Consider the following 13,017-nt stretch of genomic DNA (forward strand, 5'->3'; position numbering starts at 1 on the left):
CAAAGTTAAAAAAATATGCAAGCTGATAAAATTTAGGTATAAGTATTTATTAACAGTCTAAAAATTCTTTTCTTGTCATTGAAAACAACATTTTAAGATGACAGAAACCAATTTGCTCCACAATTTAGCATTACAGCATGTATCCAATGTTGGAGATATTCTTGCCAAAAGACTCATTGCGCATTGTGGTTCTGCAGAAGCTGTTTTTAAAGAAAAAAAACAAGCTTTACTCAAAATTGATGGTATCGGAACAATTATTTTAAATGAATTGTTCAAAAAGAGTCATTTTGTTGATGCTGAAAAGGAAATGGATTTTATTAATGATAATAAAATAAGCGTTTCGTATTTTCAAGATGATAGTTATCCTGAAAAATTAAAACACTGTATTGATGCACCCATTTTATTGTTTTCTTCTGGCAATGTTGATCTTAGAAATAAACATATTATTAGTATTGTTGGTACCAGAAAAATAACTTCTAATGGTATTGCCTTCTGTGATGAACTGGTTGAAGCTTTATCGCCTTATAATCCTATAATTGTATCTGGTTTTGCCTACGGAACAGATATTACGGCACATAAAGCGGCTATTAAAAATAAACTTCAAACTATTGGGTGTTTAGCACATGGACTAAATCAAATCTACCCTAAAGTTCATAAAAAGTATATGGTTGAGGTTGAAAAGAATGGAGGTTTTTTTACAGATTTTTGGAGTAGTGATAATTTTGATAGGAACAATTTTTTAAAAAGAAACCGAATTATTGCAGGGTTAAGTGAAGCAACTATAGTTATTGAGTCTGCTGAAAAAGGAGGAAGCTTAGTTACAGCAGATATTGCTAACTCGTATAACAGAGATGTTTTTGCTGTTCCGGGAAGAACTAAAGATAGCCAGAGTGTTGGATGTAATAATTTAATTAAACATCAAAAAGCACATATGCTTACCACGCCTTTAGATATTCCATATATATTGAACTGGCAATTGGAAGAAAAAATAAAACCTGTAATACAAAAACAACTTTTTGTTGAATTAAATGATGTTGAAAAAATAATTTATAATTATTTAAAAGAAAACGAAAAGCAACAATTGGATGTTATTGCTATTAATTGCAATCTGCCAATTTTTAAAGTGTCAAGTACTTTATTAAACTTAGAATTAAAGGGAATCGTTAGACCTTTACCGGGCAAACTTTTTGAAGTTATTTAAGCTTACTTCTGAATATTTTTTAATAACCAACCTTAGCTCTAACTCTATTTAAAACTTGCTCAGCTACTAACGTTGCTTTTTCAGCACCTACGGCTAAAGCTTTATCAATCTCAGCAAGATTATTCATGTAGTAATTGTATTTCTCTCGTTGAGCAGCAAATGTTGAAATAATAAGTTCAAACAAAGCCTGTTTAGCATGACCGTATCCATAGCCTCCGTTTTCATAATTTGCTTTCATGGTTTCAATTTGCGAATCAGTAGCCAATAACTTATAAATGGCGAAGCAATTACAAGTTTTCCAATCTTTAGGTTCTTCTAAGGGTGTGCTATCGGTTTGAATACCCATAATTTGCTTGCGCAGTTTTTTATCATCTAAAAATATATCGATGATATTATTTCTACTCTTACTCATTTTTTCACCATCTGTACCGGGAATAAGCATAGTGCTTTCCTGAATTTTCCCTTCTGGAAGGACAAAAGTCTCACCTACTTTAGCATGGAAACGAGAAGCAACATCACGAGTCATTTCTATATGTTGTAATTGATCTTTCCCTACAGGAATAATATTAGCGTCATACAACAATATGTCTGCTGCCATAAGCATGGGATAAGTGAATAAGCCAGAGTTTACATCTTCAAGCCTATCAGCTTTATCTTTAAAACTATGTGCCAATGTTAAGCGTTGGTAAGGAAAAAAGCAGCTTAAATACCATGATAATTCTGTTACTTGTGGCACATCACTTTGCCTGTAAAATACGGTTTTATCAATATCTAAACCAAAAGCTAACCAAGCGGCGGCTGTAGAATAGGTGTTTGCACGAAGCACATCAGCATCTTTAATTTGAGTTAAGGTATGAAGATTAGCTATGAACAAATAAGAATCATTTTCTGGGTTTTCAGCCATTTTAATGGCAGGAATTATAGCTCCTAAAATGTTTCCTAAATGTGGTGTTCCTGTACTTTGTATACCTGTAAGTATGCGTGCCATAAGTTTGATATAAAGCGCAAATGTAAATATAAGTTATGCAATAAAAAAAGTGGTATCATCCACTTTTTTATAATTATAGTTAGGGTATAATTGTTAAATAAGGTTTATTTTTTAAATAAAACAGCTAAAATAAGATAACAGAAGGGCCTATTGCAACTGTTAAAATATCATCTATTATGCCATTCATAAAAAATGCCTAAAGTAGCGAAAAGTCAATTACCAATAATACCACCAATAATACCAATAACGATATTAAGGAGTAGTCCAAAACCACCGCCTTTCATTAACTTTCAAGCTAACCAACCAGTAATAGCGCTAATTAATAAAGAATAAAGTAAACTGATAATAGAATATTTTAAAACTCTTATGATTTAAAGATTATCAATTTATAATGGTATTTTTGGCTGGTATGAGAATTGTAAAATACTTTTTTTTAACACTTTACCGTATTTGGTTCTATATATTGGTTGCTCTGCCAATAATAGTTTTATTCCCTATTCTTTTATTGTCTATTTCAAAAGATTCGTGGTATACATTTTTCTTTAAGTTAGCGCGTTTTTGGGCATATTTTATTTTATTTGGTATGGGATTTAATGTTAAAATTGAAAGGGAGCAAGTACCCGATAAAAACAAAAGTTATATGTTTATTGCAAACCACACATCTATGGCAGACATAATGCTCATGTTGGTTTCAGTGAAAAATCCTTTTGTATTTGTCGGTAAAAAGGAACTTACCAAGATTCCATTATTTGGATTTTTTTATAAACGGACCTGTATTTTGGTGGATAGAAGTTCCGAAAAAAGTAGAAAGGCTGTTTTTTTAAGAGCCCAAAGAAGGTTAGAATCTGGTTTAAGTATATGTATATTTCCGGAAGGAGGTGTACCTGAAGAGCATATAGAATTAGATATTTTTAAAGATGGAGCGTTTAGGTTGGCTATAAACCATCAAATTCCAATTGTCCCTATAACTTTTGGAGATAATAAAGCACGTTTTTCGTATACATTCTTTAGTGGAGGCCCTGGAAGAATGCGCGTAAAAATTCATAAATTTTTATCTACAGAAGGTTTGGTTATTGGAGATACTCGAAAACTTAATGAAGAAGCCAGAACGAGTATATTTAAACAGTTACAAGAGTTTAATAAATAAAAAAACTGTTCATTAGGGCAATGAACAGTTTTAATTTGATATTGATTCCAGAGTGTATTTAGAATCAACATCCAGATCTAACCAAAAACCTAAAATTTAATAGCAATACCTGTATAGACGCCTATGAAATAAGGGGTAAAATCTCCAGATGTATTGCTAAATGCATTTATTTGATACTTGAAAATAGGTTCTAGATTCAAGTCTAATTTTTTCGATATCTCATAATTAATCCCAAGTCCCAGATTTGCACTATAACTTGTTTTATTGAGGTTGGTGGCTTCTCCTATTAATGTTTTTGAACCGTTGGATTCAGAATAAATTTTGTTCTCATTCAAGAAAAAGGAACTAAAACCTCCAATAAGATTAACCCCCAATTTTTTTGTTGAAATAGCATATTGTATTTCTAAAGGAATCTCTATATATCCAAACTCCTGATTTATTGAAGTGTTTCCAGTAGTACTTAACAATGTGGAGCCACTACTACTTTTAGCACTTATATTTTGGGCGCTTACAAGAGACACATTGCTTGTTGTGCTAATGTTTTGATCTGCGCTTATATTTTGTAATGCAGCAGCGCTAGGATTAGAACTAATAGATTGAAAAGCAACAACATCATTTGTGTTATAACCAAGAGTTACTCGATTAATGCCTGATCGGATAGTGAGTCTTTTATTGACAGCGTAACTACCTCTTATGCCATAACTCATATTAAGCTCACCACTTTTAGAGTTTGAATTAAACTGAGGATCAATTGAAGAACCTTCGCCTAAACTGTTAAAAAAGACAGGCGCAGCGTTTGGGGCAACACTCCACCTGTTCAATTTCTCTTCTTCAATAATATCTTTAGTTTTTTCTAAAGCGTCTTCAATGTTTAATTCGGTGTTTTCTTTTGAGACATCTTGCGAAGCATTAGAATCTACTTTTTCTTCAGCAGCAACAGCTGTGTTTGTCTCATTTTTGATGTTGTTTAAGATTTCATCTGTTTTAGATATATCAATGGATGCAATATCAGATGGTATATTATTTAGTTTCGAGTCAATTGGGTTATCTTGAGTGTTGTCAATATTTTCAGCGCTTTTAGCAATAGCATCTGTTCTTTTATTGATGGTTTCTTTTAGTTTTCCTTTATTTATCTGTGCATTGTCTTCAGATGTTTCAACACTTTTTGTAATAGCCGTTTTCGATTCTTTTTTTATGATGTTAGAAGAAGATTCGCCACTATTATTTTGGTTATTAACAACATCGGTTTCTTGTTCTGTATTCTTTTCATCAGCTATTATGCCATTAGAATTTGGAGCACTTGTTATTTTGATAACTTCTTTTTCTGAAGATGTATTCGTCGTATTAACATCCAGATTGTTTTCTTCTGCGTTTTCTGGTTTTTGTTCTACTACTCTGTTTTCTGGGATGTTAGATTCATTGTCAGGACTATTAAAATAATTAATACCCACCGTAAGTAAAAGTAATAAAAGAGCGGCAACACCAGCATAACGCCACCAAATAGGAATTATACGTCTCTTTTTCTTTTTCTCTTTAAGCTTTGCTTCAATATTACCCCAAACTTTATCGCTAGGGTTTACTTCAAAGTCTTTAAACTTCTCTTGAAACAATCTATCTATATGTTTTTTTTCACTCATTACAAAGACTTTATACTTCGTGTCGTTTTATAATCTTCTATTGATTTTTTTAAAGATTGTCTGGCTCGTGCTAAATTAGATTTAGATGTTCCAATGCTAATATTCAGCATCTCTGCAATATTTTTATGTGAATATCCGTCTAGAACGTAAAGGTTAAACACCAATCTATATCTGTCTGGTAATTGTTGTACCATCTTTAGAAGAAAGTCCAACGAAATATCCTCACCATAAATTTCAATATCCTCATCTGCAATCTCATTATTATTTACAATTTCAAAAACCTTTTCTTTTCTATAGCGTTGTAAAGCGGTGTTAATTGTAATACGCTTTAGCCAACCTTCAAATGATCCTTTGTTTTTGAATTGTTCAATTTTTTCGAAAATTGTTAAAAATGCATCTTGCAAATTATCTTCTGCTTGAGCATAGTTTTTCGAATACTTCAAGCAAATTGAGAATAGTTTGCTCGAAAAGAGCTTGTATAATTCTCCTTGCGCTTTGGTATCATTAGATTTACAATTTTCTATGAGTTGTTGTAAACTCAAATTAAACACATATTATATAATTAACTCTTTAACTTCTAATCTATTACAGGAACCTCAATTGTTAAATACTGGTTTTCGCCATTGCTGTCTTCACCTTGCCAAAATTTAAAAATATAGGAGCCATTACTTGTCACAATAAAATTAAAAGTTGCTTCAACCAGCTCATTTTCTAGTTCTTCGCAAGAATTATTTAGGTACTCATAATTTATAACTGCGACTGTGCGTTCATTGTTTTCTTTTAAATAATAAAACTCTCTAAACGTATGACAGGTTGATGGCTTAAAATAACTGACGGTTATGGCGTAAACTTCACCAAGTTCAAATTCATCGGGGATTTCTACAATTTCTATTGGTAACAACTCTAAGTTGAAATCTGGACCATCGTCGCCCACATCACAGGAAAAAAATAAAAACAGTGCTAAACCAATAACAATAAATCTTTTCATACTAAACTATACAATGCTTTTTAAAAATGTGTTCGCCCTTATAGATGCTAATATTTCTTAAAGGTTGCGTATTAAAACAAAAAAATCCCGATTATTCGGGATTTTCTTTTAAACGTTTTCACCTTTAATGAGTGCTTTAATTTTTTCTTCTAGTTCGTCCATCAAATCGGGATTTTCTTTAATTATTGACTTAACCGCATCACGACCTTGACCAAGTTTGGTGTCTTGATAACTAAACCAAGAACCGCTTTTCTTCACGACTTCATGCTCAACGGCAATATCTAATACTTCTCCCACTTTACTCACACCCTCACCATACATAATATCAAATTCTGCCATTTTAAAAGGTGGTGCTACTTTGTTTTTTACAACTTTAACTCTTGTTTTGTTTCCTAAAACATTACCACTGCTGTCTTTAATCTGAGTAGATCGTCTTATGTCTAATCTCACAGACGCATAAAATTTTAAGGCATTACCACCGGTAGTAGTTTCAGGGTTTCCAAACATGACTCCAATTTTTTCACGTAATTGATTAATAAAAATTACAGTACAATTGGTTTTGCTAATGGAAGCAGTAAGTTTTCTTAAAGCTTGAGACATTAAACGTGCGTGTAATCCCATTTTAGAATCGCCCATTTCGCCTTCAATTTCACTTTTAGGTGTTAAGGCAGCAACTGAATCGATAACAACAATATCAATAGCACCAGAACGGATTAAATTATCTGCTATCTCTAATGCCTGTTCGCCATTATCGGGTTGAGAAATAATTAAATTATCAATATCTACACCTAGTTTTTCAGCATAAAATCTATCAAAAGCATGTTCTGCATCAATAAAAGCGGCAATACCGCCAGCTTTTTGAGCCTCAGCAATAGCATGTAAAGTAAGTGTTGTTTTACCCGACGATTCAGGACCATAAATTTCTATAACACGACCTCTTGGGTAGCCACCAACTCCTAAGGCAATATCTAACCCTAAAGAACCAGATGAAATAGCATCTACATCTTCAATAGCAGCATCGCTCATTTTCATTACGGTGCCTTTTCCATAGGCTTTATCTAGCTTGTCCAAAGTAAGCTTAAGCGCTTTTAACTTTGCTTCTTTTTCACTCATTTATATATTTTTTTCTGAAGTTATGCTTGCTAAAATACTATAACTTTTATCACAATACAATTTTATCACGCAACCTTTTTCCACAATCTGCATCTACTAATTAAAGTGGGAAAATTTTGCTATGAAAAGGATATGAAATTTTTTAAACAGACCATTTTAATAAAAGCATTAGGTGTTTCAGTTACTGTTCTCGTTAATAGTAATTGTAAAGCCGATGGTGGCTAAATTCGATAAGAATTTTTTAAAATAATAGAAATCGAATTAGTCAATAAAAAGCGCTCTAAGTTTACTAGAGTGTTTTTTTTATGCCGTTTTATTGACTTTGGCGGTTATGTGCGCTAGGGATTGCAGTGTTAGCTTTTGGCGAAGAGATTAACGAGCCATAAATATTAACGTAAAGCGCGACCTAAAAGGATAGCGCCCAAATATTTAAGAAGGAACTAGCATAATTAGTTATTAATTGTATTTTTGCATTCTAAAATATTTCTTTAACCTTAAAATTAGTATAGCATGCAACTGTACAATAAATTAAGCGCAAAAGAAAGAGCAGAATTAATCGAGAAAGCAGGGAAAGATCGATTAACACTTTCTTTTTATCAATACGCGAAAATTTCCAATCCTCAAGAATTTAGAGACCAATTATTTATTGTTTGGCACAAACTAGATGTGCTAGGACGCATTTATGTTGCCCAAGAAGGTATTAATGGACAGTTATCACTTCCAGCAGATCGCTTTAACGAATTTAAAGCACATCTTGATACCATAGGTTTTCTAAAAGACATTCGTTTAAACATTGCTGTGGAACAGGACAACATGTCTTTTTTGAAATTGAAAGTAAAAGTTCGAAATAAAATTGTAGCAGATGGGTTGAATGACGACACCTTCGATGTTACAAACAAAGGTGTGCATGTTGGGGCAGCAAAATTTAATGAGCTTATTGAAGATAAAAATACGGTTTTAGTAGATATGCGAAACCATTATGAGAGCGAAATAGGTCATTTTAAAAATGCGGTGACACCAGATGTCGATACTTTTCGAGAATCGTTAGATATCATTGAGGACGATTTAAAAGAACATAAAGAAGACAAAAATTTGGTTATGTATTGCACAGGCGGTATTCGATGTGAAAAGGCTAGTGCATATTTTAAGCATAAAGGATTTAAAAATGTCTATCAATTAGAAGGTGGGATTATCGAATACACACGTCAAATAAAAGAGCACCAGTTAGAAAATAAGTTTTTGGGGCAAAATTTTGTTTTCGACGACCGAAGAGCGGAAAGAATAAGTGAAGATGTTATTGCGCAATGTCATCAATGTGGAGAACCGTTCGATATCCATACTAACTGTGCGAATGATGCCTGCCATTTACTATTTATTCAGTGCGAAAAATGTAAAGAAGAAATGAACAATTGTTGTAGCACCAATTGTAAAGAGATTCATGCATTACCTTATGAAGAACAAAAAGCACTTAGAAAAGGACAAGGTAATAGTAACGATATTTTCAAAAAAGGACGAGCGGATCATTTACCATATAAAAAAGATTTACGGAATATTTTTGATGTTTTAAAAGAGGAAAAAGTATAAAATCTCGAGGTAATTCTTCTTTAAAAAATTTGGTTTTCAAGTCCGTATAATAATCTTATCTTTACGTCCAGAAGTTGTATTTCGTTTATGTAAGTTTATAGTAATTTAGTTAAAACGAAAGACTACATTTATTAACCTTCATTCGTAATAATAGCAGTTATTAACGAATTCAATATATAACTATATGGCTTGTAACAGTTGTTCAACTGGCAAAGACGGTCAACCTAAAGGATGTAAAAATAATGGCACTTGCGGCACAGACAGTTGTAATAAATTAACTGTTTTCGATTGGCTAGCAAATATGTCTTTACCCAATGGAGAAAAGCCTTTTGATTGGGTTGAGGTTCGTTTTAAAAACGGAAGAAAACATTACTACAAAAACCTTGAAAATTTAACACTTAGTATTGGCGATATTGTGGCTACCCAAGCCAAATCTGGACATGATATTGGAATGATTACGCTTACTGGGGAATTAGTTCGTGTTCAAATGAAACGAAAAAATATGGCTCCAGAAGGAGATGATATTTTGAAAATCTATCGTAAAGCGAGCCAAAAAGATATTGATATTTGGTCTTCTGCAAGAGACAAAGAAGAGCCCATGAAAGTTAAAGCACGTCAGTTTGCAATTGATTTAAAGTTGCAAATGAAAATTTCTGATATTGAATTTCAAGGCGATGCTAGTAAAGCTACCTTTTATTATACGGCCGAAGAGCGTGTAGATTTCAGAGAACTCATAAAGTTATTTGCTCGTGAGTTTAGAACACGTATAGAAATGAAACAAGTTGGTTTTCGTCAAGAAGCCTCTAGACTTGGAGGCATCGGATCTTGCGGAAGAGAGTTGTGCTGTTCGACTTGGTTAACAGACTTTCGTTCTGTAAGCACTTCGGCAGCCAGATACCAGCAATTATCATTAAATCCTCAAAAATTAGCAGGTCAATGTGGTAAATTGAAATGCTGTTTAAATTATGAGCTTGATACTTATTTAGATGCTTTAAAAAGCTTTCCTAAAAACGACACCAAACTTTACACAGAAAAGGGAACAGCCGTTTGTCAAAAAACCGATATTTTTAAAGGGCACATGTGGTATGCTTATGAGGGCGAGTGGATGAACTGGCATAAAATTACTACAGAACAAGCCAATGAGATTATAAGTCTCAATAAGAAAAACAAAAAGGTAGCAAGTCTAGAAGAATACACTTCAGAACTAATAGAAGATACTAAAACAGAATTTGAGAACGTTGTAGGTCAAGATAGTTTAACACGTTTCGATAGTCCAAAACGTCATAAGAAACGTAAAAATAATAGGAACAGATCTAATAAAAACAGAAACAATCGAAGAAAACCTCAAAACAGTAAAAATGCCTCGAAGTAATGTATTCCTATTTGTTTTAATTATTGCTGTATCTATTTCTTGCGATTCTAATCGTGTTTTTGATAAATATAAGTCTGTACCAAATTCTTGGCATAAAGATTCGATAACAAGTTTTAAAATTACTCCACCCGATTCAATAAATCCTTATAACTTATTTGTTAATATTAGAAACACCAATGCTTATAAATATAATAACCTATTTTTAATTGTTGAAATGGTTTTTCCGCATGGAAAGACAATAACAGACACTTTAGAATATAGAATGGCAGACCCAACAGGCAAATTACTAGGTTCAGGTTACACAGACGTTAAGGAGAATAAGTTATGGTATAAAGAACAAGTTGTTTTTCAAGAGAGCGGCGAGTATACGGTTAACATTCAGCAAGCTATGCGTGAAAATGGTAAAGTAAATGGAGTTGTGGAGCTTGAAGGGATTACAGATATTGGATTTAGAATAGAAAGTATAAATAATAACTAAATGTCATATCGGTTAATTTTGCATCAGCAAAATAGTATCGAAATGTGTTATATGATTTAAATATATGGCAAACTCAAAGAAAGCTAAAAAAGCAGTATTAGATTTCTCAAATCACATCCGTTGGTTTTGGGTACTGTTTTTGGTTGGAACATTGTCAGTTATTTTGATATTTCTTTTAGCCTCTTGGGGTGCCTTTGGCGAAATGCCAGACCACACGGTTTTAGAAAACCCTAAAACAAACTTAGCAACAGAAATTATTTCTTCAGATGGAGTAACCCTTGGAAAGTTTTATTTTAATGATAATAGAACACCTGTTGATTATGACGAATTACCGCAACATTTAATTGACGCCTTAATAGCAACTGAAGATGCGCGTTTTCATGGTCATGCAGGAATAGATGCTAGAGGTACGTTGCGTGCTATTTTTAAAATGGGTCGAGGAGGTGGAGCTAGTACCATTTCGCAACAATTAGCAAAGCAATTATTTACCAAACAAGTATCTGATAGTAAATTTGAACGTGGTTTTCAAAAAGTAAAAGAATGGATTATCGCTACACGCCTTGAACGGCAATACACCAAAGAAGAAATTATTGCGCAGTATTTTAATATTTATGATTTTTTAAATAATGCCGATGGTATTAGAAGTGCTTCGCGAATATATTTTGGTAAGGAACCGAGTGAATTAGAGTTGAAGGAATCTGCCATGTTAGTGGGGATGTTTAAGAATTCGGCTTTATATAATCCAAGAAGAAATCCTGTAGGAGTAAAAAATAGACGTAATGTGGTTCTTGGGCAAATGGAAAAGTATGGGTACATTTCCGAAAAACTAAAAGATTCACTTCAAGAAACAGAATTAGATTTACGTTATACACCGGAATCTCATCGGGAAGGGATAGCTACTTACTTTCGTGAATACCTTAGAGATTTCATGAAAAAGTGGACCAATGATGGGACTAATAGAAAGCCAGATGGTACAAAATATAATATTAACAGCGACGGACTTAAAGTTTACACAACTATAGATTCTCGAATGCAACAATATGCGGAGGATGCTGTGCAACAACACATGCCAAGGTTACAAGCAGAGTTTTTTCATCAAAATACACCTAAAAGAAACCCGACAGCTCCATTTTTAGAATTAACAACAGGTGCCATCGATACGTTAATGTGGCGTTCCATGCGACAGTCTGAGCGATGGAGGCACATGAAATATGATTTAAAAAAGAGTGATAAAGAAATAGAAGACTCATTTTATAAACCTATTCAGGTGTCTATTTTTAAATGGAAAGAAGGAAAGCCATCCGAGATTGATACCATTATGAAACCTATTGATTCTATGCGCTACTATAAATCATTTTTAAGAACGGGTATGATGTCAATGGATCCACAAACGGGCCATGTAAAAGCTTGGGTCGGCGGAATGAATTATAGACATTTTCAATATGATATGGTAAAACAAGGGAAGCGCCAAATTGGATCTACTTTTAAGCCACTTGTTTATGCCGCTGCAATAGATCAGTTACATGCATCTCCATGTGATGAATATCCCGATACGCCATTTTGTATTGAAGCAGGTAAATACGGAAATCCAGAAGAGTGGTGCCCAAAGAATTCTAGTCACGAGTATGGAGGGACTAGAACACTTAAAAATGCACTGGCAAATTCCGTAAATACGGTTACAGCTAGATTAATAGATAAGGTTGGCCCAGAGACTGTTGTGGATTTAGCAAAGAAACTCGGTGTTGAATCAGACTTACTCCCAGTGCCATCAATTGCTTTAGGCACACCAGATTTAAGTGTTTACGAAATGGTTGGAGCATATTCCACTTTCGCTAATCAAGGTGTTTATACTAAACCGGTAATGGTTACCAGTATTCAAGATAAAAATGGAACTATTTTGTATCAATTTAGTCCAGAAACTAAAGATGTATTAAGTGAAGAAACAGCGTATGTAACAGTGAAACTTTTAGAAGGAGTAACGCAATACGGTTCAGGTGCTAGATTGAGAACTAAAGGAGCCGATGCTTATCGAGCAGACTATAGAGAAATTATTACTGGTTACCCTTATGAGTTTACAAATCCTATAGCAGGAAAAACAGGAACCACACAAAACCAAAGTGATGGTTGGTTTATGGGTATGGTGCCAAATTTAGTTACTGGTGTCTGGGTTGGTGCGGAAGATAGGGCAGCGCATTTTGCAAGTATTACATATGGACAAGGTGCTGCTATGGCATTACCAATTTGGGCGCTTTACATGAAGAGTTGTTATGCTAATGAGTCATTAGCCATTTCTAAAGAAGAGTTTGAAGAACCGGAGGGACTTTCTATTAATGTTGATTGCTCAAAAGTTGGTACTACAGTAATTGATGACGCAGAGGATGAAGAAATTCCTGACGATCTAGATTTCAATTAAAACCTGTAAGCCATTCGTTGCTGAATGTCTTTTTTATTTCTTAATAATCTTAAGTTTTACTTCAATTATTCGTAATTTTATACAACAAAAATTACG

Annotated in this window: 11 protein-coding genes; 6 read left to right on the forward strand and 5 right to left on the reverse strand. The window is 33.4% G+C overall.

The window, feature by feature from the left end; translation table 11 throughout:
- The first annotated feature begins 97 nt into the window (after positions 1 to 97).
- Positions 98 to 1,201 (forward strand): DNA-processing protein DprA, encoded by a 1,104-nt coding sequence (dprA, locus tag FEF17_RS05570; protein WP_139001356.1) that lies wholly within the window; start codon positions 98 to 100, stop codon positions 1,199 to 1,201.
- 19 nt (positions 1,202 to 1,220) lie between these two features.
- On the opposite strand, the gene trpS is transcribed toward dprA, so the two are convergent.
- Positions 1,221 to 2,189, reverse strand: coding sequence for a tryptophan--tRNA ligase (gene trpS, locus FEF17_RS05575; RefSeq protein WP_139001357.1), 969 nt, complete (start codon positions 2,187 to 2,189; stop codon positions 1,221 to 1,223).
- Positions 2,190 to 2,598: 409 nt separating this feature from the next.
- Between trpS and FEF17_RS05580 the strand changes: the two genes are divergently transcribed.
- On the forward strand, positions 2,599 to 3,336 hold the full coding sequence (locus tag FEF17_RS05580) for a lysophospholipid acyltransferase family protein (protein ID WP_139001358.1): 738 nt from the start codon (positions 2,599 to 2,601) through the stop codon (positions 3,334 to 3,336).
- A gap of 89 nt (positions 3,337 to 3,425) precedes the next feature.
- Here FEF17_RS05580 and FEF17_RS05585 read toward each other — a convergent pair whose 3' ends face one another.
- The 4 genes from FEF17_RS05585 to recA form a co-directional block, all read right to left on the reverse strand.
- On the reverse strand, positions 3,426 to 4,973 hold the full coding sequence (locus FEF17_RS05585) for a porin family protein (RefSeq protein WP_139001359.1): 1,548 nt from the start codon (positions 4,971 to 4,973) through the stop codon (positions 3,426 to 3,428).
- Positions 4,973 to 5,515, reverse strand: coding sequence for an RNA polymerase sigma factor (locus FEF17_RS05590; protein WP_139001360.1), 543 nt, complete (start codon positions 5,513 to 5,515; stop codon positions 4,973 to 4,975). The genes FEF17_RS05585 and FEF17_RS05590 overlap by 1 nt, the downstream gene beginning before the upstream one ends.
- 35 nt (positions 5,516 to 5,550) lie before the next feature.
- Positions 5,551 to 5,961: a hypothetical protein gene (locus FEF17_RS05595; RefSeq protein ID WP_139001361.1), complete on the reverse strand. Its 411-nt coding sequence runs from the start codon at positions 5,959 to 5,961 to the stop codon at positions 5,551 to 5,553.
- A 108-nt stretch (positions 5,962 to 6,069) separates the two neighbouring features.
- On the reverse strand, positions 6,070 to 7,074 hold the full coding sequence (recA, locus tag FEF17_RS05600; RefSeq protein ID WP_139001362.1) for a recombinase RecA: 1,005 nt from the start codon (positions 7,072 to 7,074) through the stop codon (positions 6,070 to 6,072).
- A gap of 510 nt (positions 7,075 to 7,584) precedes the next feature.
- On the opposite strand from recA, the gene trhO reads away from it, so the two are divergent.
- The 4 genes from trhO (at position 7,585) to FEF17_RS05620 (ending at position 12,921) form a co-directional block, all read left to right on the forward strand.
- Positions 7,585 to 8,658, forward strand: a complete 1,074-nt coding sequence (trhO, locus tag FEF17_RS05605; RefSeq protein ID WP_139001363.1) for an oxygen-dependent tRNA uridine(34) hydroxylase TrhO — start codon at positions 7,585 to 7,587, stop codon at positions 8,656 to 8,658.
- Between the two features lie 184 nt (positions 8,659 to 8,842).
- Positions 8,843 to 10,030 (forward strand): PSP1 domain-containing protein, encoded by a 1,188-nt coding sequence (locus tag FEF17_RS05610; RefSeq protein WP_139001364.1) that lies wholly within the window; start codon positions 8,843 to 8,845, stop codon positions 10,028 to 10,030.
- Positions 10,017 to 10,508 (forward strand): gliding motility lipoprotein GldH, encoded by a 492-nt coding sequence (locus tag FEF17_RS05615; RefSeq protein ID WP_139001365.1) that lies wholly within the window; start codon positions 10,017 to 10,019, stop codon positions 10,506 to 10,508. Before FEF17_RS05610 ends, FEF17_RS05615 begins: the two co-directional genes overlap by 14 nt.
- Positions 10,509 to 10,572: 64 nt before the next feature.
- Entirely contained in the window at positions 10,573 to 12,921 is a 2,349-nt protein-coding gene (locus FEF17_RS05620; protein WP_139001366.1) for a penicillin-binding protein 1A, read from the forward strand.
- The last annotated feature ends 96 nt before the right edge of the window (positions 12,922 to 13,017 follow it).

Source organism: Hyunsoonleella aestuarii (assembly GCF_006148925.1).
GTDB classification, from domain to species: Bacteria; Bacteroidota; Bacteroidia; order Flavobacteriales; family Flavobacteriaceae; genus Algibacter_D; species Algibacter_D aestuarii.